Origin of the sequence: Providencia sp. PROV119 (assembly GCF_028482435.1) — a bacterium.
GTDB classification, from domain to species: Bacteria; Pseudomonadota; Gammaproteobacteria; order Enterobacterales; family Enterobacteriaceae; genus Providencia; species Providencia stuartii.
The window spans coordinates 1-24,061 of sequence record NZ_JAMPQL010000017.1; the positions used below are offsets into that span (position 1 = coordinate 1).

Here is a 24,061-nt window from a genome sequence, read left to right on the forward strand (position 1 = left end):
ATACAGCAGTGGTACCGCTTTGTTTAATGCCACCGTAAAACGGAATGGCTTGTGAGCACGTTGGCCTGAAGGCTGACCGGATTGTGGGTCAGTTGGTACGGTCACAATGTGGGAAAACTCTTGTACCAGCATTTGGTCTTCATGACCTTCTACATAGATGTTACCGACCGATTCAGGGGTAAATGCTCCCGCAGTGATGTTGCCCTGCGTTTTTCCTTCGATAGAGATATAACATGGAGTTGGCATAATATGTCCTTTTATTATCCTGAGCTATAATAATAAGTCAGGTGATTAATAACGATGGTTTATTGCAATAAGAGCAATATATTCCTTGCTCAATATCATTAATATCAGCCTATGCGCATGGTGATTTCGGTTAGGAAAATAATATATGCCGAGGGTGGGGATGTAAATGTATCGGAATAATCCGAACGGCCTAGGATAAGTGACTCAGCGTAAAATAATTGTCATATCGATATTTATTGCTTTCGTTTTGCCATTTTTAGTATTTAAGTAGTATAAAATGTTTTCGTTTTTGTTCGTTATTTTGATGAAAAACGCTTAACTATCGAAAATATTAGAAAAAATCTATGTACATTGAGCGAAAAAACGTTCCAGAAAATTCCTAACGTTTAATTTCTTTAACTCATTGTTTTACAATGATAAAAAATCTTACACTTAGAATACTTGTTAAGTAGAGGACAAAGTCTGTTAGTTGTAAATTTTAATGCTAAAAAAGTATATCCTATAAAACAATTATTCTGATTGTTTTAATTTTTATCTATAATAACAAATAGTTACATGCATTATTTAATAAGCAAATCTTCAAAGATCATTCCCAGCGTGGAATTTTGTACTCATAGGGCGATTGCCTTAATTAAAAGATATTGATGAATTTTATATTTTATTTTCACACCTTATTTATTACTTAATGAATTTTAAAGCATATGATATGGGAAAATGAATTAGAACAAGCTCTAAGCTCTTATCAAAATAGGAATATCTTGATGATATCTAACTAACTCTGTTTTGCCATAAAACTAATAGCTGACATTAACTGTCACGGTATCGCTGTAATTTCCGGGTTGGTAGTTAGCAGAAGGAACAGTGACATACACGGGGTAAAGCTTAGCGATACCAGAGCCTATATCAGAAACCAAATTAACGAGGTTGTTACCCCATATTATCCCATTGGGTCCTGGTGTTGAGCTAAGTTGATAAGGTATTTGATCGGTTGTTGTTGGACTTTGCAAGAAACCTGCACCTTGCAAATTATTATTTGAAGGTAGTAAACCGATACTAAAAGGGGTTGTATTTGTACAGGTAACAGAAATATTACCATTAGCTGTGGTGTTGGTTGTCTGGCTTTTGACATTACCGAGATGAATATCGCCGCTGGCGGAAACAATGCATTGCTTATTAACTGTGGTTGTCACAGTAAAAGGAAAAGTGGGGCCAATAATGGAACCGCAACTATTTGGCGTACTGAGCAGACCGATATTTAAAGTTGAGCTAGCAGTCAATGAGGTATAGGTATCAATATAAGTGGCAGGGATCACGGTTGATGGATTGAGCGATAATTGGGCATAAACGGTCACCGAACCTGTTGTTGGCGTTGACCCTTGACCGATATTCAGTTTGATCATGACAGGGCTAGTGTCAGAAATATATTGGCTCCCCCAAATAAGACTATAATTTGCATTTTGATATAACTGATAGCTTATGGGGGCATTTATTCCAATGGGGGACATTTGCCGAGAAACGATTTGGCTAGAGGTACTGGAATTACCTATATTTAAACATAGTGTGGCGCCAAGAAACGTATCGAGTAACTCCTTCGTACAACTATAGTGAATAGTGAGTGAGGTAGTTGCAGTATTATTAGTTAAGGGCATGATGTTGCCGAAATTAAGTGTGTCGATATTTAAAATGGAGCAAGTTAAGCCATAAGCGGGGCGAGGTTGATTGAGAAATATTGCAAAGAAAGTGAATAATAAGCTCAGCGTTTTGTATTTGTTGGTAATGTGAATAGACATTATTTGATCCTTGGTTGACGGATTTTAATCTAAATAAGGGGATGACTCAGGATGGCAGTGTAATGGGCCAATCTGAGGAATAAGCTCATCGGTGTTTGGATAGGTAAATGTGACAGTACATTCTCCTTTGAGGTAATGGATCAGCAGATGGTTGTCAGTTTTTAAGGTATCGAAATAGGCTATGCCATCGTATCCCACTGTCACTAAATTCTCTTTTTGGCCATTTAATGCAACTTGGCTTCCCTCGGGTAATAGCACACCATTTAGGTCAGCGAGGATCACTAATGCAGGGTGCGTTTTAATTAAATCAAATTTAGCGAGAACACCTGAATGATATTTGGGGATAACGTCTATTTGGGTCTGTTTAACTTGAATATTGGCAGGTAAATGAGTTGGATCTAACGTTAGCACATTTCGCTGGTAACTATTAAGTGAAGGAATTAAAAGTAACCCATCATGATTTGTTGTACCGATAACGCTATTTTCTAACCGAATAGGAAGGTTGCCGATACCATTTGTTGATACAATGGCGAAGCTATTCATAATTGGCTTTGAAATAAAAAAGTGATTATTAGCCGCGGCGATAGCACCACTTGCACCAATATACTGTGAGTGGGTTTGGTTTAGGTTATTAAACCCTGAGCTAAGATGTATTTTATCGGTAAAATAATTAATATCGATTTGGTGATTATTTTCACTATCCTGCTTGCTTGCCGTAATATTCCAGCCTAACCCTCCCTCTGAAGGGGCCGATTGGTTTGCATTTATCTGGTACGTTTGAGCATTCTGATTTTTTTGGCTCGTGATGCGAATGCTTTGCTTATTCCCGAGTAGCATTGTGGCTGCTAGGTATATAATGCTTTCTTTATCATCGGTAAGTTTTTTATTAATACTGGCGCTAATAGATAGTGTATCGTTAATAGGTTTGTACCAATGAGCACCCAAATAACCTATTGTCGGGTCATTATGGGGGCGAAAGCCAAAATAGGACAGGCTAAAACTACCAAGATATTCCGAATTATAGCCAAAAACAGCATTACCCTTAAACGCCAATGGTGGCGCAGAATAATTTGTTGCAATATCATGATACTGAGGTGTGGTTATGGTGGTTGAGGCGCTGAAATTAATGAGATTATTAGCCCAATGATAACCCGCATAATAGAGCCAACCTGGAGTGCGAGAGTCAGTGCTTATCGCGATAGCGGTTGAAAGTGTTCCTCCTCCTATTTGTGGTATCCAATGACTTTCAATCCCCAAATTGAACAAATCGGTTGCCAATTCGGCATGAGTGCCGGTTGTTAAGTAATTTTTTTCCCCATAACGAACCGTTGTGCTTATAACGGGCTTGCTAGCATAATCAAATGAGCGAATAGCATAATTTTCACGTATAAAGCCAATTTCAGCTGACCAATCAACAAGCCCCTCACGTAATAATGTTTGGTCATTATAAAATGAAATATTCTGAGTCGTGGCTCTACCTAATGAATCAGTTAACACAATTTGCGCTTTTCCTTCACCACTGACCGTCGGTAAGCTATTTAATGCAAAATGACCGATTGGCACTTCACCGCTATAGCGTTTAATACCATCAATATATAATTCCACGTTTGATGGCACCGTTGCCGAACCATAAAAAGTCGTCAATGGTGCAGTTGGCATATATGGCTGTAAGGAAAAATCAGTAGCTATTTGTAACCCTGCAATCCGTGTGGCGCGTGACCATGTTAAAGCACGAGTGACGGTATCCCCTAAATTCAAAAATAGGTGTTTGTCTTCAAATGAGGAGCGCCAAGCAGTATCTATGCGCGTCAATGAGGAGGATAATTCAGGGTGTCCCAGTGTATTGTGGCTTTGCTGTGTCGTACTCAATAGGCCAAATGGATTAAATAATCGTAATTCAGAAAAACTGCTTAATGAATTGGTGATATTTTTCGCTAGATGCAAATCATAATTTAATAAAGCGCCTTTTGAGGCGTGAGCTTGCACTTGTTCTGACGCTATTAAGTCAATAGTGGTAGCGTTAAGAGTTAATAATGAAAGTGGGGCGTCAATAATCAATCTCTGCTGATCGGCATGATAGCGATAACTAATCTCGGTTAGTTCATGCAAGCCGATAAGGCTTTTATGTTGTGTGGGGAGATTGAAATGTAATTGTTTTAATGTTTCAGCACTTACCCACAGTGTGTCATCTTGGTAACCAAAGCGAGCAATACCAAAATGCGTTTGATTAATGATGACCTCAAGATAAAGCTCAGTGCCGGGTAGCGATGAAGTATCATCAATCAAATGTTCAAAGGAAGTTGGGTAAGCATTTAGCTGAGCGGTAACCAAAATAGGATAAAAAGCAGCAAATAGCAGGGAAATTTCTGCTAATAAATGCAGGTAACAAATATTAAATAGGGTAGGTTTGCTGTTCACCATTGATCAAAGCTTTTATTGTATTGTTTGGTTTGGAGCAAACTTCGGGCAGTGTTACTTCCCATTGCATCGTTGAGCGCGGCAATACGTATCCTAACAAGCCGGAATTGATGATCGTATGTTTTCCTTTGCAGTCAATGAAGTGAATATTGGATAGTTGGGCATGGCTATTGCCATTGTTATGTACAATCAGGGTGTTTTTAAATGGATGTTTTATGAGCTGCCATTCTAAGAAAACGGTAGCACTTGGCATATTTAAGGGTTGTACAAAAATAGGCAGTGAATAATGCAAAACAAATTGTAATTTATTGCTGCTATTCTGCCCGGTAGGCAACTCATTTATTGAAAGGCGATAGGCTAGTTCTTCACTCCCCATTATATTGTTGTTCCGGATCACTCTGACTAATTGTTGTTCATTGGGGTTCAGTTTGATCATAGGAGGACTGATAATAATGTCTCTGGTAGCCACTAGCTCATTGCTTGAATTTTTTTGATACCAGAGAAATGTCCTCACTTGCGCTTGTATCGGCTCTTTTCCATTATTACTTAGCCAAATTCCTGCGGAATTCTGTTGGGGATTAAATGTCAGTGTGACAGGTGTGACTTGTAACCCACCTCCATAAAGCTGGCTTGAGTAGAATAACCAGATGAATGAACAGATAAATAATGGTGAAAGTCTGCATGCCATTCGTTTGATCTTCCTTATAGTGATTTTGAAATGACGAAGCCTTAATAATTGACGTTAACAGTGACAACGTCAGAATAGGTATCTGGCGTGAAATTAGTGTTTGTCACTACCGCATAAACTGTAAAATTTTGCACCTCTCCATTGCCCGTTCCGGAAATTCCATTTCCTTGCGTTAACGATGTTGCGGTATTTCCCCAATGACTTCCTGTTGCAGATGATTGTTTGAGCTGATAAGGAATTTTATCGGTGTTGCTTATTGAATTAGTCACTGAAGATAAAGTGCCTGTGCCATCATCCGTACCACTATTCAGCGCCGAAGGTGACAACCCAATGCTAAAAGGAATGTTTTTCGAGCAGGTCACACTCAATGTGGTTTTCGACGATGGATTGCTAGTGTTTAAACTGACGGAGCCTAAGTTGATATCAGAATTAACACTCACTTGGCAGGAGCTGGTTACCGTCATTAAAACTTGAAAAGTGGTTGTTGCTAAGTTTGCTGCATTAAGACTGGATGACATTGAATAGGAGCCAATAGTTAGAAGAAATACGTTCTTCACTGTCGGTATCATAGGAACCTCGTGTAGGGATTATCGTTATATTAATCTTGAATTTTTACTTTCTGACAGCGAAAACGTATAAATTAATTCATCATAAAAAGAATAAAAGCAATATTATTATCTGTTATTTTTTGTTATTGAGATGGTTAATATATGAGGAATGATTTAATTTATTGATAATATTGGTATTTTTTGGGGGTGGAAAATAGCTCACTATCTTCGAATAGTCGCGATTGTTATTTTTGTTATCATAAAGTTAATCAATTGTTTAATGTTGTAAACAAAGTCAAAGCAAGGACTTTTTTATCGTTTTAAGGCGGTTTTTTCGGCGCTTTATCGCCTTTTTATCAAGGTGGGTAGGCAATGAAAAAAAATTTTTAAGCTAGTGAGATAGAAAAGAGCTAAGTGATTACTTTTAAAACAGTTTATATAACTTGATGAAGCTCTATTCAGCGACATTATTTGAAACTATCCCATTAATTGGAAAACTTTCAGAAAGTATGAAACTAATTGTGATGTTTATCTCATTTTTGAGATTCTATTTTTGCTCATAAATTCAACAAATTGGCTATTAGATCCTATTTTATTTTTGAAATGAAATTTTGAAATGAAAAGAGGAGATAGCTGGATCCATTTTGCAGTTGCTAAGAAATTTTACTTATGTCGATTATTGAAAATAGTCAATTTGTTAAAATAAAAATAGATAGTATCAGTTATGAACTATAACTTAATGTTACTAATTGTTACCTAAAAGGGAGTAAAATTCTACCTTTCTGAAAGAAAATTAGTAATCAGATAATGCTTGAATTTTTATGTTTTTATGCAACTAAATCTCTAAATATTGAAACAATAAATTAATAGAAAAATAATGTTTATAACCCGAATAATTTATTTTCTTGATCTCACTATTTGCGACGTTGGAAATGTAGGTTGATCATTTTATTAAAAAAAATAGACGCCAATGACAAATTGCCAAAAGTAAAATTATTGCCCAACCAATAAAGAATAAATGAGGTAAATAATGAATTTCTCTTTAAACATTAATTGATATTGCTATTTCTCAGATAAAAAAATAGCGGTTTTTGAAAAAATAAATTGTATTTTGTTAAGAAAAAATTACCAGTAAAGCGAAAGAGTAAATAATAATCAATATCATTTAATTGATTAGTGAAACTTATTAAATATTAAGTGGGATTTATAATACATCATTTGAATTGCAGTATAAAAAACAAACAATTGAGGTTGAGGAATTTTGAATGAATAATATTTACTTTATTGAATTAATTGAAATTTAATGGATAAAATTAAATCTGTTTCTCATTCAATTTGAGCGTTTACCTAAAATAGATAAGAGTTTCCCAATAACTTTCTTTGATATAGATCAATATCCTGTTTTGTCTATTATGCTTGGTCTTTTTAGTTGACTTTTAAACAAATATAAGTAGAAAGGTTATCTAAGGTGTTGCAATTTGGGTTATGTCAAACTTATATGTCGTGGTTATTTGAGATATGGAAGTAGAAGATATAGTTATAATGAAGAATTGTTTATGAATCGACGGATTATCGTTCTAATAGGGTAAAAAGAAACATCAGCATCTTGAATAGTTAATTTTGTGGTGCATAATAAATAACGACTAAAATTGATATCGGCAAATTCCTACATTTGATAAAGATTTTAGTTGGTTCATTATTTTTTGTAAGTATTTAGGAAATAGATTTAATTTAAGTTTTAACTTTCACGTATTTTATACTCCTTAATAGGTATTCGCTTAATGAGTGGCATGAATCGGTAATGGAGACTGTCGCCTAGTATATTTTTCTTATTATTAAAAATTAGGTTATAGCGGTACGTTTAAACTTCATGTTTGTCCTATTTGCACACAGATGTAGATAATATTTAAAAGGAAAAAAAATGACCTCAACGACTGATTTTCTGAAGCATATATACGATATTAATCTTTCCTATCTGCTGCTTGCTCAAAAACTTATCTCTCAAGAAAAGGCCTCCGCGATGTTTCGTCTTGGTATTTCTGAATCAATGGCGACTACATTAGCAGATCTTTCCTTGCCTCAATTAGTTAAATTAGCAGAAACAAACCAGCTTATCTGCCAATTTAGATTTGAAAATAGTGACACGATAGAGAAGTTAACACGTGACTCAAGGGTGGATGAATTACAACAAATTCATACAGGTATATTACTTTCAACTCACTTGTTGCAAACGCACAAGGCACATGACAATGAAACAGCGAGAAAATGATGAGTAGCACTACTGAAAAAAGTATTGTTAAAGAAGCTAGCGATATTCGCCTTGCGATGGAACTGATTTCTTTAGGCGCTCGTCTCCAAATGTTAGAAAGTGAGACCCAAATTAGCCGAGGTAGATTAATCCGTTTATATAAAGAGTTAAGAGGATGCCCACCACCAAAGGGTATGCTTCCGTTTTCAACTGATTGGTTTATGACTTGGGAACAAAATATTCACTCTTCCATGTTTTATAACGCTTATCAGTTTTTAATTAACACAGGGCACTGCAAGGGTGTTGATGCCATTGTGAAAGCTTATCGTCTATATTTGGAACAATGCGCACCGCAATCAGAAGAACCATTATTAGCTTTAACACGCGCATGGACACTAGTTCGTTTCGTTGAGAGTGGCATGTTGCAAAGCTCGGTGTGTAGCTGCTGTCATGGCTCATTTATTACTTATGCTCATATACCAGAAAATAGTTTTACTTGCAGTTTATGCCAGCCGCCATCACGGGCAATAAAAAAACGTAAACTTTCCGAACATCTCGCCGATATTACGGTATATCGACAGGATGGCATTACTAAAGCGGTAATGTAATTGGATTGATGTGGTAAACAGATAATAAATTATCTGTCCTTCCTAATATTCCCTTTAACTGCCATCTGTTACATAACTGAGTTGAAGGGAATATTGTGTTAATACTCATCGGATATATCATTGTTACAGGTACAGTCATCGGCGGCTATCTGATGCTTGGTGGCCACTTAGGGGCACTTTACCAACCTGCTGAATTTGTCATTATTCTAGGTGCCGGTTTCGGTGCATTCGTTGTTGGTAACAGTGGTAAGTCGATTATCGCCTTATGCAAAGTGTTACCCCGCGTGTTCCGCCGTTCTTCATACAACAAAGCGATGTCCATGGATTTGATGGCATTGCTATTTCAGTTATTAAATAAATCACGTCAAGAAGGTTTACTGGCGCTTGAAAAAGACATTGAAAACCCTCAAGAGAGTGAAATTTTCTCGCAATATCCCCGTGTATTAAAAGATAAAACAACGCTGATGTTTGTTGTGGATTATTTACGCCTAATGGTAACAAGCAATCTACAAAGTCATGAAATTGAAGCCTTGATGGATGAAGAGCTTGAGACTTTTCGCCAAGAAAGTGAGGTGCCTGCCTCTGGTTTAAATATGGTTGGGGATTCAATGCCGGCTTTTGGTATCGTTGCCGCCGTACTGGGTGTGGTTAACGCATTGGGATCAGCCGATCGCCCTGCGGGTGAACTAGGCGCATTAATTGCGCATGCGATGGTTGGTACTTTCCTTGGTATTTTAGTGGCTTATGGGTTTATTTTACCGCTGGCTGCATTGATTCGTTTACGCACCAATGAACAATTAAAAATGTTGGAATGTATAAAAGTGACATTCCTTTCCGCGTTACAAGGGTATGCCCCTCAAATTGCTGTCGAATTTGGTCGTAAAGTCTTGTACAGCGCTGATCGCCCTTCATTCATGGAACTAGAAGATAAGGTTCGCGAAGTCAAAATTAGTCATCGTTCACAAGCACAGAGCGAGGAGTAATGAGCCAATGAGAGGAAATAACGCCCATATTATTCGAGTCAAAAAGCGCGTTGCAAGCCATCAAAATGGACATGGTGGCTCTTGGAAAATTGCCTATGCAGACTTTATGACGGCGATGATGGCGTTCTTTTTAGTGATGTGGCTAATTTCCATATCTAGCCCACAAGAATTGACACAGATTGCCGAATATTTTCGTACCCCATTAAAAACAGCCATTAATTCAGGCACTAAAAGTGGTGATGCCACCAATCCAATTCCGGGCGGGGGGAAAGATATCGTGTTTCGTGATGGGGATATCTTACCTGAGCCGAATAACAAAATAGAAGATCAATCCAATTATCGGTTTGAAAAACTAAAGCAATCGCTTGAGCAAGCGATTCTAAAAGACCCGCGGTTAAATGAACTGAAGCCTCATCTACTGATCGACATGATTGATGATGGCTTACGCATCCAAATTGTTGATAGTGAAAATCGCCCAATGTTTATGGTGGGCTCTGCCTATGTTGAGCCACATATGCGCGACATTTTGCGTGCCATAGCACCTTTACTCAATGATGTTCCAAACAAAATTAGCATATCAGGTCATACCGATGATCTGCCGTATGCGAATGGAGCCAACTATAACAACTGGGAATTATCAGCTGATAGGGCAAATGCTTCGCGTCGTGAACTTATCGCTGGGGGATTAAACCAAGACAAAATTTTACGTGTTGTAGGGATGGCTTCCAGTATTCATCTGGATAAAAACAATGGATTAGCGCCAGTCAATCGCCGTATTAGCATCATTGTATTAAATGAAACTGAGACTGAACAGATATTGCATGAATACGATGGTGCAACGCCACTGAATGAACTATTGAACAAACCGCAGCAAGACGCTGAGGCATCATCAATAGAGAATGCAGAAAAAAAGGCGGATGGGGCAACTCATTCAGCAGCAGTATTAACGCCTTCAAATTAATTTTCGTTGTGACACTTAAAAACAGACTTACAACGTTAAGTGAAACCTAAGCTAAATTGGATAAGAACCATGGATATTACCGAGTTTTATCAAACGTTTTTCGATGAAGCTGATGAGCTACTTAGGGATATGGAACAACATTTACTTGAGCTCGATCCTTTCGACCCAGATAGCGAACAGTTAAATGCCATTTTCCGTAGTGCCCATTCAATAAAAGGGGGCGCTGCGACCTTTGGTTTCACACAGTTGCAAAACACCACGCATACATTGGAAAACCTGCTCGATAAAGCACGTCACGATGAACTGACTTTAACGCCAGATATTATTGATGTTTTTTTAGACGCTAAAGATGTGATGGCATCACAACTTGAGGCTTATAAAAATGACTCGTTACCTGATGAAGAAGCATTTAAACATATTTGTGAGGTGCTTGGCCGCGTTGAACAAAAAGCAGAAGAAGTGGTCACTGAGGCACTTCCAATCCAAGCACCGACTCCGATTGAACAGCCGACGGTAACTGAAATAGCGGCAAGTGATGAATATACCCATTACTTTGTTATCACGCTAAGTCAGCTAAAAGCCAATGAAGTCGATTTATTAGCAGAAGAATTGGCTTTATTTGGCACACTTTATGACACCGAAAAAACGGCAGATAGCTTAAAAGCTTGGCTTGGAACAAATACCGTGATTGACGATATTTGTGGGGTGCTCTGTTTTGTGGTCGATGAATCACAAATTACACATCAAGTGGTTGATGCTCAAACTTGTTTAGCCCATTTACCGCCAGCTGCCAAGTCACCTGCCGAAGATGTTGCTACCACGGCAGTAGCTGAAGCGGCGATGAAACCTAAGGCTCCACAAACAGACGCTGAAGAGACGACGAAATCGAAACCAACGGCAACAGCACGTAAGGCGCCTCCGGCAAAAGCGAAAGCGGACTCCAGTAGTATTCGTGTTGCCGTGGAAAAAGTGGACCAACTGATTAATTTAGTCGGCGAGCTGGTGATCATTCAATCCATGCTGACACAACATAGCCAGCAGCTTGACCATAACGAATACGGTGACTTATTGAGTTCGATTGTGCAGCTAGAGCGCAACTCGCGAGCGTTGCAAGAGTCTGTTATGTCGATCCGCATGATGCCAATGGATTATGTATTTAGTCGTTTCCCTCGAATGGTGCGAGATATCGCCACTAAGCTTAACAAAAAAATAGAGCTGAAGGTGGAAGGAAGTGCGACAGAGCTTGATAAGAGCTTGATTGAACGGATTGTAGATCCACTTAACCATCTTGTACGCAATAGCCTCGATCATGGTATCGAGAAACCAGAAGTTCGTGTGGCAAATGGTAAACCGGAAACAGGGACTTTGACCTTATCTGCATCACATCAAAGTGGCAACATCTGTATTGAAGTTCGTGACGATGGGGCGGGGCTTAACCGTGAACGCATTTTGGCGAAAGCACGCTCCCAAGGCATGAATGTTCATGATGGCATGAGTAATGAAGAGATAGCCATGTTAATTATGGCGCCTGGTTTTTCTACAGCCGAAGTGGTCACCGATGTTTCTGGACGCGGCGTTGGCATGGATGTGGTGAAACGCAATATTCAAGATATGGGGGGCCGTATTCAGATTGGTTTTACCGAAGGAAAAGGAACCATTATTCGCATTTTGCTGCCTCTCACATTGGCTATCCTCGATGGTATGTCGGTTAAAGTTGCAGAGGATGTTTTTATTGTTCCTTTAAGTGCCATTATCAGTACGTTGCAACCACGCCAAGAAGATATTTATCGCCTTGCTGGTGAGGAAAAAATGTTATTGGTTCGTGGTGAATATTTGCCATTAGTTGAGTTGCATCAAGTGTTTAGCATCACAGGCGCAGAGCGCGATTTAACCAACAGTATTGTGCTGATTATTCAACATGCCGGACACCGTTTTGCACTGTTGGTTGATAAGTTAATTGGGCAACAGCAGGTCGTTGTTAAAAATATTGAAAGTAATTACCGAAAAATCCCCGGTATTTCCGCCGCCACCATTATGGGGGATGGCTCGGTCGCTCTGATTTTAGATGTTGCCGAGCTACAACAAATGAATAACAGCATTCTGCTCAAAAAGAAGCAGCAAATTGCACAACCCGTTATGCACTAAATAGAGGCTAAACACCATGTCAATGTTGGATGATGATTTAAATAAACTTGATGAAGAAAAAAATGGGGAAGGTTATCTCATTTTTACTTTAGGTGAAGAAGAATATGGCATTGAAATATTAAAAGTACAGGAAATCCGAGGTTACGAACAAGTGACTCGTATTGCCAATACGCCAGACTTTATTAAAGGGGTGACCAATTTAAGAGGTGTGATTATCCCTATTATTGACCTGCGCGTGAAATTCTCTCATCAAAATGTCACTTATAACGATAATACCGTCGTTATTGTGGTGAATTTAAAAGATCGTGTTGTTGGAATTGTTGTTGATGGTGTTTCCGATGTATTGGTTTTAAACGAAGAACAAATTGCAGCTCCGCCTGATTTTGCGGTGACATTATCTACTAAGTACCTGACAGGGCTAGGTACAGTCGGTGAAAGAATGCTGATTTTAGTGGATATAGAAAAGCTTTTAACCAGTGATGAGATGGCACTGATTGACAATATGGCCGAGTAATAACTTGGCCTCAAATATTCTATCTACTATGGCTAAAGTTTTTAGCCTTATGACCGATATCCAAATTACAATAACATTATGTTAGTAAAACATCATGCATAGCCGAATTAAAATCGTATCAGGACTTTTGTCCGTCATTGTTATCTTTATTCTGTTGCAATTAATATCCAGCGGTTTGATGTTCAATAAACTTGGGGATAATAGTGACAGTATTAAATATTTGAATTCGCTCCAACGCCAAAGACAAGTATTAACCGAAAGTTGGGTTAATTTATTACAAGCTCGCTCTAATTTAAATCGCTCGGTCAATGCTTTTTTATTGGAAGGGCGTACCTACCAAGATGATGCTTCTGCCGAAGATTTAATTAAAGCGGCAGAGCGTAATTTCAAAGCCGCAGATGCTGCTTATCAGCGATATATCAACCTGATGGCAGAAACGAGCCATGATAAAACGAAATTTGAACAGCTTTTTTCCACCTATGAAACTTATCGGGACGCTCTGATCCAGCTAGGAAAATATGCTCAAAAAGGGCAGTTAGATGAATTCTATGCTCACCGTACATCTGGGTATCAAATTAAATTTGAAGAACAGTTTAATGCTTACTTTGCGGATATTTCGGAAGATTTCCAAAGTGAAGTGAAACGTGCAGAAGCAAATTATCGCGAATCACTTTATATGATTATTGTTTTATCAATCGTATTAGCACTGATTGGCTTCTTTAGTTATCGCTATGTACGCAAAGGCATCATTGAACCATTAAGAGCTTTAATTCAACGAATTACCACTTTTGCTGCGGGTGATTTAACCCCAAGTGTTGATACTAAAGCAACAAATGAAATTGGTGAATTAGCGCGTGGCGTAGAGCATATGCAAAAAGAGCTGATCAACACCGTACGCGGCGTTCGAGATGGTAGTGAGACTATTTATCAAGGCACCAGCGAAATTGCTGCGGGTAATAATGATCTCTCTGCTCGCACTCAACAACAGGTGGCTTGTTTAGAAGAAACCGCGGCAAGTATGAGCGAGTTGACGGCGACGGTTAAGCAAAATACAGAATACGCTCACCAAGCAAGCGAATATGCAAGCCAAGCTTCAGCGATTGCGAAAGAGGGCGGGAAAGTGGTATCCAACGTGGTAAATACCATGCTGAATATTGCAGAAAGCTCGCAAAAAATCTCAGATATCACGGCTGTCATTGATAGTATTGCTTTCCAAACCAACATATTAGCCCTAAATGCGGCGGTTGAAGCTGCTCGCGCTGGGGAGCATGGTCGTGGGTTTGCAGTTGTTGCCGATGAAGTGCGTAATCTGGCACAACGTAGTGCAAATGCTGCCAAAGAGATCAAAGCACTCATCGAAGATTCTGTATCAAGAACGGATACAGGCGCGCGCCAAGCAGAAGATGCAGGTGAGACAATGACTAAAATTGTCGAGTCAGTGACCCGTGTTACCGACATCATGTCGCATATTGCGTTGGCCTCAGATGAACAAAGCAAAGGCATTTCACAAGTCAGCATTGCTGTTGAAGAGATGGATAAAGTCACACAGCAAAACGCGTCATTGGTTGAACAGTCAGCGGTTGCGGCAAATGTTTTGGAAGAACAAGTCGCAAAACTTGCTCAGTTAATCTCTATTTTCCGTTTGCCTGCAATGAAACAAAAAGAGTTACAAACAACTGAGCCTGCGGCAAGAACCATTTCAAATGTCGTGAAGACACCGGATCTAAATAAAATATCATCGAAAAATCATCAAGATGATGACAATTGGGAAACTTTCTAAAGACTCAGCTCAGCTTAGCGCTGCCAAGTTTTACACTTGGCAGCGTTTCTGTGCATCACTGCGATAGTGACTGTAACGCATGGAAATCTTGGCTGGCGTATGTGGGGATAAAATATGTTTGGTAAGAGTATACGGATTTCAGTCAGTTTATATCTGCTTCTCGTGATGTTTTGTGGGATGCAAATTGTGTCGAGCGCACTCTCATTAGGGATAGTATCAAGTGAGCTCTCCTCTTTAGAGCGTATCGATCTTGGTTCGAAAAAACGCGATTTACTCGAAACAACTTATGAAGATTTGATGCAGGCTCGTAGCACATTGACTCAAATTGTCGTGCATATGAAAGTGGACTCGGATACCGCGAGTATTAATAACGCAAAAGCGGTTTTTGAGCAATTTTTACAACAAGCTGCTGACGACTACGAAAAATTTAAAGCTCAGCCATTATTGAGTGAACACGAAAACCTCGCGGTTATTGACGAAAAATATCAAGCGTTTCTAGCGATTTTAAAAGAGTTAAGAGCGTTAATTGATAAAAATGATATTCCTGGTTATGTCGCATTACCTGCACAACAACATCAAGAACAGATGGCCGCAGTTATCGATCAATACCTGAATTTATTGAATACCGATAGCCAAAACTCATTAGATTCCGCCAATTTTTATAACAAAGTGGCATGGTTCATGTTCTTTGCGGTGACTTTTATTATTTTAGCGGTTTCTGGCTTAGCCCATTTTTGGATGAAACGAAAACTCATTTATCCATTGATGAGCATGAGCGATCACTTTATGAAATTGGCGAAAGGTAAGTTGAACCAAGATATTCGAGTGACGACACGTGACGAAATTGGTGAGGTCTTTGAGCAACTAAAATTAATGCAAGAATCACTGGCGACCTCCGTCATTAATTTACGTACCAATACCGACCAAATGTATACCGGTATTCGTGAAATTGCGTTGGGTAATAATAATTTATCATCTCGCACCGAACAGCAAGCAGCGTCGCTAGAAGAAACAGCGGCTAGCATGGAGCAACTCACGGCGACGGTGAAACAAAACGCAGATAACGCACGTCAAGCCAGTGAGCTAGCAATATCAGCATCAAAAACAGCAACAAAAGGTGGTGATATTACCGTTGATGTTATTGATACCATGACGGAAATTTCACATAGCTCGCAAAAAATTAGCGCCATTATTAGCGTAATCGATGGCATTGCTTTCCAAACAAATATTTTGGCTTTAAACGCGGCAGTAGAAGCGGCAAGAGCCGGAGAGCAAGGTCGAGGCTTCTCCGTGGTGGCAGGGGAAGTACGCGCTTTAGCTCAGCGTAGCGCAGAAGCGGCAAAAGAGATCAAAACGCTAATTGATGAATCTGTGGGTCGTGTTAATCAAGGATCTCAATTAGTTAATGAAGCCGGACAAACCATGAATGAATTAGTGGCGGCAGTTAATCAGGTCACCGAATTGATGGGCAATATCGCCTCTGCCTCTAATGAGCAAAGTCGTGGTATCGAACAGGTCGCAACCGCAGTGAGCCAAATGGATTTAGTGACGCAACAAAACGCTGCATTAGTGGAGCAATCTACAAGTGCAACGGCTGCCTTGGAAGATCAGGCAAATAACTTAGTCGATACAGTTGCCTTTTTTGAAGTGTCAGAAACAAAAGCCGCACAGGTTAGCTAGTTATTATTGTTAAGACTAAGCAGCCGATAACCGGCTGCTTCTGGGTTTTTATCAAATAGGACAAAGTACGATGCTTTTTGCACCACAAATAGAACCATTGACCGATGAAGAGTTTGGTCGGGTTTGCCGGTTTATTCATAAAAAATCAGGCATCGTTCTTACCATGAATAAAAAAAGCATGGTGTATAACAGGCTGCTAAAACGACTACGTGATTGTAACGTCAATAATTTTTCTGAATACCTACGTATGCTGGAGCGCGAGCCTTTACACCCAGAGTGGCAAGCATTTGTTAATGCGTTGACGACAAATTTAACCGCCTTCTTCCGAGAGCCTCACCATTTCGTAACATTGGCTGACTTTGTACGCTCTCGTAAAAGTAGCAATATCAATATTTGGTGTGCGGCCTCTTCTACCGGTGAAGAGCCTTACTCCATTGCGATGACATTAAGTGATGTGCTCGGTTCACAAGCGGTGAATGCCAAAGTTATTGCGAGTGATATTGATACGGAAGTGTTAAGTAAAGCAAAACAAGGTGTTTATCGTATCGAGGAGTTAAAAGCCCTCAGCGCGTTGCAACGTCAACGCTATTTTATGAAAGGCGTTGGCGACTTTGAAGGCTATGCGCGAGTGAAACAAACGCTTAGGCAGATGATTGAATTTCGTTATTTAAATCTCAGCGATAGCGATTGGCAGCTTCAACACCGTTTCGATGCAATCTTTTGTCGTAATGTCATGATCTATTTCGATAAAGACACGCAGATCAAATTATTAGAACGATTTGCACCGTTACTCAAACCGGATGGACTGTTATTTATCGGCCATTCAGAAAATCTATCTCAATTATCACAACGATTTGTAATTAAAGGACAAACCGTCTACAGCCTACAACCGGCGAGGAGGGGGTGATGAAAAAAATTAAAGTGCTTTGTGTCGATGACTCAGCACTAATGCGTCAAATCATGCGTGAAATCATTAACAGTCACTCCGATATGATGGTAGTTGACACAGCGCCTGATCCTTATGTAGCTCGTGACTTAATTAAACAACATGAACCCGATGTGTTAACGCTCGATGTTGAAATGCCACGTATGGATGGAATTGATTTTTTAGAGAAATTGATGCGTTTACACCCATTACCTGTCGTGATGGTATCAACATTAACTTCTAAAGGCTCAGAGGTCACATTAAAAGCGTTAGAGCTGGGCGCGGTTGATTTTGTTACCAAACCACAGATTGGTATTCGTGAAACAATGATGAGCTATCGAGATGTGATTGGTGAAAAAATTCGTGCTGCCGCCATGTCGAAAATAACACATCGAAACCGTTTTGCGCGCACAGAAAAAGCAACTCCAGAGCCAGCCAATATCGCTAAGCCATTATCTGCCTATGTTTGCCATAGCAGAGTGATTGCCGTGGGCGCTTCGACGGGAGGAACAGAAGCCATCCGTCAATTTTTAGAAATGTTGCCTCGCGAATGTCCGCCAGTCGTGATCACTCAGCACATGCCTGCGGGTTTTACGCGTTCGTTTGCAGAAAGGCTAAACAAGTTATGCTCATTGACGGTAAAAGAAGCGGAGCACAATGAGCCTTTGCAAAAGGGCTATGCCTATATTGCGCCGGGTGACTCTCACATGCTGGTGGTTGATAACGGGCGAGGGTATCAGATTCGTTTGCAACAAACCGAGCCGGTTAATCGCCATCGTCCTTCTGTCGATGTGTTATTTGATTCTGTTGCGAAATGTGTGGGGCGTAAATGTGTTGGCATTCTATTGACCGGAATGGGGATGGATGGGGCCAAAGGTATGCTCAACTTGCGCCAACAAGGTGCGGTGACTTACGCACAAAATGAAAGTAGTTGCGTGGTATTTGGCATGCCACGTGCCGCTATTGAGCTGGATGCCGTGGACGAAATTCAGGATATCGCCAAAATTGCCCCAAGCGTTTTGGCTCGACTTTCATCTGTTTCCGCTTAGCGGTTACAGAATTTACTATTGTATTTTTGAAGGAGTGGTTATGGCCGCTAAAGATCTCAGTTTTTTGGTTGTTGATGATTTTTCCACAATGAGACGTATTGTCCGTAACTTATTAAAAGAACTTGGTTTTAATAAAATAGAAGAAGCAGAAGATGGCGTTGATGCATTAGAAAAAATTCGTGCGGGCCATATCGATTTCGTCGTAGCAGATTGGAACATGCCAAACATGGATGGTTTAGAACTACTGAAAACGATCCGTGGCGACGAAGCGTTGAAGCACATTCCTGTTTTGATGGTAACGGCAGAAGCGAAAAAAGAAAATATCATTGCGGCGGCACAAGCGGGCGCGAGTGGTTATGTCGTGAAGCCATTTACCGCGGCTATATTGGAAGAGAAACTGAATAAAGTCTTTGAAAAAATGGGATTGCAATAAACGAACCTGTAAAAGGAGAGTGTGATGACAGAGCAAATAATAACGACGAGCAATCCTACAGGTAATGAAGATTTAAAACAGGTCATTACGCGGATTGGCACCTTGATGAGAACGCTACGCGAAAGTATGCGTGAACTCGGTTTAGAAAAAAGTGTTCAGCAGGCGGTGGCTAGCATTCCTGATGGTAAAGATCGTTTGCGTTATATCGCCCAAATGACGGCTCAAGCGGCAGAAAAAACCCTAAACGGTATTGATATAATCAAGCCACTTCAAGTAGAAATGCATGATGAGGCAATCAAACTACAACAGCAATGGGAAGGGGTGAATACGAATCAAATCACACCTGAACTTCATCAATCAACCCATGCTTTTTTGGGGCGTGTGATTAATGACAGCTGTACGACGAAAGCCGAGTTGCTTGAAATTATGATGGCTCAGGATTTTCAAGATTTAACTGGGCAAGTGATTAAAAAAATGATGGAAGTGGTTGAAGAGGCAGAAAAACAGCTGTTGGCACTGCTTATGGAAAATACGCCACCAGAGATGCGAGTGAAGCAACAAAATGACAGTTTGCTAAATGGCCCGCAAATTAACAAGGAAGGTGTCAATGTGATGGCATCACAATCACAAGTTGATGATTTATTAGACGAGCTAGGTTTTTAAATCTTTGTTGAAGTTCCCCCCTTGCCAAAAAGCAGGGGGTCAAGAGCGAATTGCAAATTAATCGGTGTAATCAGGCGATGATGCTCAGTCATGCTGATAGACATCAATGATTCTCCCCCCAAATGCTTTGGTAAATTGTTGAATAAACGCATCACTCATATCCCAGCTATGAAAGCTAAAACCAAGCTCGCCAAATGCCCAGGTTGGGTCATAATGCCAGTCGCCAATTGGCGCACGATAATCACAATTAACACATGACAAATCATGCGGATTACCTTCATACCATGCAGTTACAGCATCGCTCCAATCTTCACTTTGGTTGCTTTGTTCGTTTTTACAAACAGGGCAGTAGATACCAAGACCATTTCCACCTGCATGAAATACGGTACGTTGAGTGGTAATGGTGAGATAGTTTTTTAATATATGTTCCGGTAACTGAGTGGGCACAATTTTGTCATCAATAATATAGAGGATAGGCTGTTTATACTCAGGGGTGGGGCGATATATCACCTCATCATCTTCTATGAGTTGGTAATCAGGGTCGATAATCCCTTGTTGCTTGAGCCAGTTCAGCATGCGTTCCGCTTCTTTTTCTGCATTCTCTGCTGAAACATCTGGGGCGACGAGATGACAACTATCCATATATTTATGACCTTTAAGCTAAAGAGTGGGTAGGTAGCTTACCCTTTGAAATTACCTAACAAAATAGGATTTAGTGTATTTATTTCTGACTCATTCTCAGGGAAAAATAGCCTATCTTTTCCCCTACCGCCACCTCGGCGTGGTGTTATTACTAGGCGTTACGTAACGGTTCGCAAAACGGATGTCATCTTACTCAATTGGCAAATAACCCTTGTGAACTTCGTCTATTTTCTTGCATTGATTTTTTTACACTCTGTCATGCTATAGCACAAACTTCTAATCTGCTGACGAGCAAGGAAACGGCGTGTCCGACGAAAGTGATGTAGAAAAAACAGAAGAACCCACGCCCCATAAAAAACAGAAGGCGAAAGATGATGGGCAGATAGTTCGCTCAAAAGAACTCAGTTCACTCATGATGATGTTAGCAGGGGTCAGTCTCCTGTGGCTCAGTGGTGGGCATCTTGCTGATGAACTACGGCAAATTTTTCGTCAAGGTTTTATTTTCGATGGGCATTACATACAAAACACCTTGTTAATGGTGAGCTACTTTGGGCGCATGGTGGGCGAAGCATTATTTGCTTTATTACCTGTTATTGGTGGATTGGCGTTAGTTGGGATCTCTGCATCGTCGCTGGTTGGAGGGTTATTATTTAATAGCAAATTAATTAAATTTGATTTGAAAAAACTTAATCCTATCAGTGGATTAAAACGAATTTTTTCGATGAATGCGCTTTCTGAATTATTTAAAGCCATTTTGAAATCGCTCTTTGTCGGGCTAGGGGCTGCTATTTTTCTCTGGCAAAACTGGTCATCACTTTTGCATCTTGTGACTGAATCTCCCGTAACCGCTTTAGGGAATGCAATGCATAAAGTGATTTTTGCTGGATACCTAATCGTATTTTTGCTGATCCCAATGGTGGCATTTGATGTTTTTTATCAATTTCGTTCACATTTGAAGAAATTACGCATGAGTCGCCAAGAAATTAAAGATGAGTTTAAACAACAAGAAGGTGACCCTCAGATAAAAGCCAAAATCCGCCAACAGCAGCGTGCAATTGCGCGGAATCGTATGATGGCTGATGTACCTCAAGCGGATGTGATAGTGACGAACCCAACTCATTATGCGGTTGCACTGAAATATGATGATAAACGTATGGGAGCACCGAAAGTACTCGCTAAAGGCGCAGGCGTGATAGCTCAACGCATTAAAGAAATTGGTCAAGAACATCGAATTTTACAATTAGAAGCTCCCCCATTAGCGCGTGCACTATACCGCCATGCCGAAATCGGGCAAAGCATTCCTGTAGCGCTATATGCTGCGGTGGCAGAAGTTTTAGCATGGGTTTACCAGCTACGTCGCTGGCGGCGTGAGGGTGGATTAAAACCAAGAAAACCGAAAAATTTACCAGTGCCACCGGCGCTGGATTTTGCTGGAGAAAACAATCGCGATGGCTAATTTGGCTGCATTATTAAAATTGCCTAAAAACTTACAGGGAACGCAATGGCAAATTCTTGCTGGGCCTGTTCTCATCTTGCTGATCTTGTCGATGATGGTACTGCCATTACCGGCTTTTATCTTAGATTTACTGTTTACCTTTAATATCGCTTTATCGATCATGGTGCTATTAGTGGCAATGTTCACTAAGCGTACCCTTGATTTTGCAGCCTTCCCAACCATTTTGCTGTTTGCCACACTATTACGTCTATCACTAAATATTGCGTCAACGCGCATTATTCTGCTGGAGGGGCATACTGGGCCTGATGCGGCTGGGCGTGTTGTTGAAGCCTTTGGTCACTTTTTGGTGGGGGGAAACTTTGCCATAGGGATAGTGGTTTTCATCATTTTAGTGTTAATTAACTTTATGGTGATCACCAAAGGTGCGGGGCGTATTGCCGAAGTAGGCGCACGCTTTGTCCTTGATGGTATGCCAGGTAAACAGATGGCAATTGATGCGGACTTAAATGCTGGCATTATCAATGATGATGAAGCCAAAAAGCGCCGTGCTGAAGTGACCCAAGAAGCTGATTTTTATGGCTCAATGGATGGTGCAAGTAAATTTGTGCGTGGGGATGCCATCGCGGGGATCATGATTATGGTGATCAACGTTGTCGGTGGGCTAATTATTGGTGTTGGTCAACATAATATGACATTGGGCGATGCCACGAGTGCATATACTTTGCTAACGATTGGTGATGGCTTAGTCGCTCAGATCCCAGCTTTGATTATCTCAACGGCGGCAGGGGTGATTGTGACCAGAGTCGCAACCGATGAAGATGTCGGTGAGCAGATGGTCACTCAGCTATTTAATAACCCACGGGTGATGTGGCTAAGTGCCGGTGTGTTGGGGTTAATCGGTTTAATCCCAGGTATGCCAAACTTTGTATTTTTACTGTTTACTGCCGCATTAGCAGGGCTAGGCTGGTATTTGGTTCGCAAAGCTAAACAGCCAGAAAGTCAGGCAGATGATGGGCAAATGAAACAGTTCCAAGAGGCAAATAAGGTCGTTGAAGCCACTTGGGATGATGTTCAGCTTGAAGATTTACTTGCCATGGAGGTGGGCTATCGCTTAATTCCACTGGTAGATAATGACCAACAAGGTGAATTACTTGGACGAATTCGTGGCTTACGCAAGAAATTTGCGCAAGAGGTAGGTTACTTGCCACCTGTAGTGCATATTTGTGACAACTTAGAGTTAGCGCCTTGTGAATATCGTATCCTTATTAAAGGTGCGGTTGTCGGACATGGTGAGGCGCAACCAGGAAGAAGCTTGGCGATTGACCCAGGTAATGCCGCAGGTACGCTACCCGGAGATGCAACCAAAGAGCCTGCCTTTGGCCTACCTGCCGTTTGGATTGATGATGATTTGCGTGAACAAGCGCAAATCCAAGGGTATACCGTGGTTTCAGCAAGCACTGCCGTTGCTACGCACTTTAATCAGATCTTGCTACAAAACTCAAGCACATTGTTTGGTCGCCAAGAAGCACAAATGCTTTATGACCGAGTGAAGAAAGAGATGCCGAAGCTGGCTGATGATTTAATACCGGATACCATTTCTTTGACCACATTGCATCGGGTATTACAGAATCTATTAATGGAAGATGTTGTGATCCGTGATATGCGCACAATCATCGAAACACTTGCAGAAATGGCGGGTGAAAATGGTGAGCAAAAAGATACGGATTATCTAACATCACAGGTACGTATCGCATTAGGGCGGGCAATCACTCAGCAATGGTTCGGCAATGCGGATGAAATACAAGTCATTGGTCTAGATGCGGGGCTTGAGCAGATTTTATTACAAGCGGCCAAAAATGGTGGTGGCTTAGAGCCAAACCTTGCGCAATTTATTCAGACGCAAGCCGAAGAGGCCGTGAAGCACCAAGAGGCGATGGGCGCACCGACGGTATTATTGGTCAATCATGGACTACGTTTGATCTTATCTCGCTTTTTACGCAGAAGCTTACCTGAACTGGTGGTAATGTCGAATCTTGAGCTAAACGATCGCCGGAAAATTCGCATGACATCGATGATCAGTGGTAACTAAGTTGCTGAGTATAGGAATGAGGTTTTATCGCTTTTGCCGTAAGAAGCGCTTTTTATCATGCACAAGCAAAGTGTCAACGCATTCCTGATACGGATATCAAAGTAGTTGTTATACAACTGCTTTGATGCATAAGAGAGTGGGTTATCTTTTTTAACTTAACGTTTTGGGCGAGTTAATAGCGTAGTGGAGGCATGA

20 protein-coding genes are annotated in these 24,061 nt (G+C 40.5%); 14 read left to right on the plus strand and 6 right to left on the minus strand.

Translation table 11 applies throughout. The annotated features are described in order from the left end of the window. The 5 genes from tssD to PSF11_RS14465 all read right to left on the minus strand — a co-directional run. A partial coding sequence (tssD, locus tag PSF11_RS14445; RefSeq protein WP_272682833.1) for a type VI secretion system tube protein TssD occupies nucleotides 1-246 on the minus strand: 246 nt, incomplete at its 3' end. Nucleotides 247-1,040: 794 nt separating this feature from the next. Further along, a complete protein-coding gene (locus PSF11_RS14450; protein WP_072502169.1) occupies nucleotides 1,041-2,036 on the minus strand; it encodes a Csu type fimbrial protein in 996 nt (331 codons plus the stop codon). A 24-nt stretch (nucleotides 2,037-2,060) separates the two neighbouring features. Then, nucleotides 2,061-4,457, minus strand: a complete 2,397-nt coding sequence (locus PSF11_RS14455; protein WP_072502170.1) for a fimbria/pilus outer membrane usher protein — start codon at nucleotides 4,455-4,457, stop codon at nucleotides 2,061-2,063. Continuing rightward, nucleotides 4,429-5,142, minus strand: a complete 714-nt coding sequence (locus PSF11_RS14460) for a fimbrial biogenesis chaperone (RefSeq protein ID WP_072502171.1) — start codon at nucleotides 5,140-5,142, stop codon at nucleotides 4,429-4,431. Before PSF11_RS14460 ends, PSF11_RS14455 begins: the two co-directional genes overlap by 29 nt. Before the next feature lie 41 nt (nucleotides 5,143-5,183). Then, the gene (locus PSF11_RS14465) at nucleotides 5,184-5,711 is read right to left on the minus strand and encodes a Csu type fimbrial protein (protein ID WP_223854747.1); all 528 of its coding nucleotides are present in this window, start codon (nucleotides 5,709-5,711) and stop codon (nucleotides 5,184-5,186) included. 1,900 nt (nucleotides 5,712-7,611) lie between these two features. Between PSF11_RS14465 and flhD the strand changes: the two genes are divergently transcribed. From flhD to PSF11_RS14525, 12 genes are all read left to right on the plus strand, one after another. Beyond that, nucleotides 7,612-7,959 (plus strand): flagellar transcriptional regulator FlhD, encoded by a 348-nt coding sequence (flhD, locus tag PSF11_RS14470; RefSeq protein WP_004918564.1) that lies wholly within the window; start codon nucleotides 7,612-7,614, stop codon nucleotides 7,957-7,959. Beyond that, nucleotides 7,959-8,546 carry a flagellar transcriptional regulator FlhC gene (gene flhC, locus PSF11_RS14475; protein ID WP_040133449.1) on the plus strand — a complete coding sequence of 196 codons (588 nt, stop codon included), beginning with the start codon at nucleotides 7,959-7,961 and terminating at the stop codon, nucleotides 8,544-8,546. The genes flhD and flhC overlap by 1 nt, the downstream gene beginning before the upstream one ends. Nucleotides 8,547-8,641: 95 nt before the next feature. Continuing rightward, nucleotides 8,642-9,529 (plus strand): flagellar motor stator protein MotA, encoded by an 888-nt coding sequence (gene motA, locus PSF11_RS14480; RefSeq protein ID WP_004918567.1) that lies wholly within the window; start codon nucleotides 8,642-8,644, stop codon nucleotides 9,527-9,529. A gap of 7 nt (nucleotides 9,530-9,536) precedes the next feature. Further along, the gene (gene motB, locus PSF11_RS14485; protein WP_004918569.1) at nucleotides 9,537-10,490 is read left to right on the plus strand and encodes a flagellar motor protein MotB; all 954 of its coding nucleotides are present in this window, start codon (nucleotides 9,537-9,539) and stop codon (nucleotides 10,488-10,490) included. Between the two features lie 69 nt (nucleotides 10,491-10,559). Beyond that, nucleotides 10,560-12,635, plus strand: a complete 2,076-nt coding sequence (cheA, locus tag PSF11_RS14490) for a chemotaxis protein CheA (protein ID WP_004918571.1) — start codon at nucleotides 10,560-10,562, stop codon at nucleotides 12,633-12,635. Nucleotides 12,636-12,651: 16 nt separating this feature from the next. Continuing rightward, on the plus strand, nucleotides 12,652-13,149 hold the full coding sequence (gene cheW, locus PSF11_RS14495; protein WP_014658051.1) for a chemotaxis protein CheW: 498 nt from the start codon (nucleotides 12,652-12,654) through the stop codon (nucleotides 13,147-13,149). A 94-nt stretch (nucleotides 13,150-13,243) separates the two neighbouring features. After that, nucleotides 13,244-14,929 carry a methyl-accepting chemotaxis protein gene (locus tag PSF11_RS14500; protein ID WP_014658052.1) on the plus strand — a complete coding sequence of 562 codons (1,686 nt, stop codon included), beginning with the start codon at nucleotides 13,244-13,246 and terminating at the stop codon, nucleotides 14,927-14,929. A 114-nt stretch (nucleotides 14,930-15,043) separates the two neighbouring features. Continuing rightward, on the plus strand, nucleotides 15,044-16,609 hold the full coding sequence (locus tag PSF11_RS14505; RefSeq protein ID WP_004918577.1) for a methyl-accepting chemotaxis protein: 1,566 nt from the start codon (nucleotides 15,044-15,046) through the stop codon (nucleotides 16,607-16,609). Between the two features lie 70 nt (nucleotides 16,610-16,679). Next, entirely contained in the window at nucleotides 16,680-17,516 is an 837-nt protein-coding gene (locus PSF11_RS14510) for a chemotaxis protein-glutamate O-methyltransferase (RefSeq protein ID WP_004918579.1), read from the plus strand. Then, complete coding sequence (locus PSF11_RS14515; RefSeq protein ID WP_014658053.1) at nucleotides 17,516-18,583, plus strand: protein-glutamate methylesterase/protein-glutamine glutaminase; 1,068 nt, start codon at nucleotides 17,516-17,518, stop codon at nucleotides 18,581-18,583. The genes PSF11_RS14510 and PSF11_RS14515 overlap by 1 nt, the downstream gene beginning before the upstream one ends. A gap of 40 nt (nucleotides 18,584-18,623) precedes the next feature. Continuing rightward, nucleotides 18,624-19,016: a chemotaxis response regulator CheY gene (cheY, locus tag PSF11_RS14520; protein ID WP_004918582.1), complete on the plus strand. Its 393-nt coding sequence runs from the start codon at nucleotides 18,624-18,626 to the stop codon at nucleotides 19,014-19,016. Nucleotides 19,017-19,040: 24 nt separating this feature from the next. Next, the gene (locus tag PSF11_RS14525) at nucleotides 19,041-19,679 is read left to right on the plus strand and encodes a protein phosphatase CheZ (RefSeq protein ID WP_072502172.1); all 639 of its coding nucleotides are present in this window, start codon (nucleotides 19,041-19,043) and stop codon (nucleotides 19,677-19,679) included. Nucleotides 19,680-19,763: 84 nt separating this feature from the next. Here the strand turns inward: PSF11_RS14525 and PSF11_RS14530 are convergent, their stop codons facing one another. Then, nucleotides 19,764-20,321 carry a hypothetical protein gene (locus PSF11_RS14530; protein WP_061064160.1) on the minus strand — a complete coding sequence of 186 codons (558 nt, stop codon included), beginning with the start codon at nucleotides 20,319-20,321 and terminating at the stop codon, nucleotides 19,764-19,766. Between the two features lie 304 nt (nucleotides 20,322-20,625). On the opposite strand from PSF11_RS14530, the gene flhB reads away from it, so the two are divergent. Further along, on the plus strand, nucleotides 20,626-21,777 hold the full coding sequence (flhB, locus tag PSF11_RS14535) for a flagellar biosynthesis protein FlhB (protein WP_004918591.1): 1,152 nt from the start codon (nucleotides 20,626-20,628) through the stop codon (nucleotides 21,775-21,777). After that, nucleotides 21,770-23,866 (plus strand): flagellar biosynthesis protein FlhA, encoded by a 2,097-nt coding sequence (gene flhA / locus PSF11_RS14540; protein ID WP_004918593.1) that lies wholly within the window; start codon nucleotides 21,770-21,772, stop codon nucleotides 23,864-23,866. The genes flhB and flhA overlap by 8 nt, the downstream gene beginning before the upstream one ends. Nucleotides 23,867-24,061: the final 195 nt, after the last annotated feature.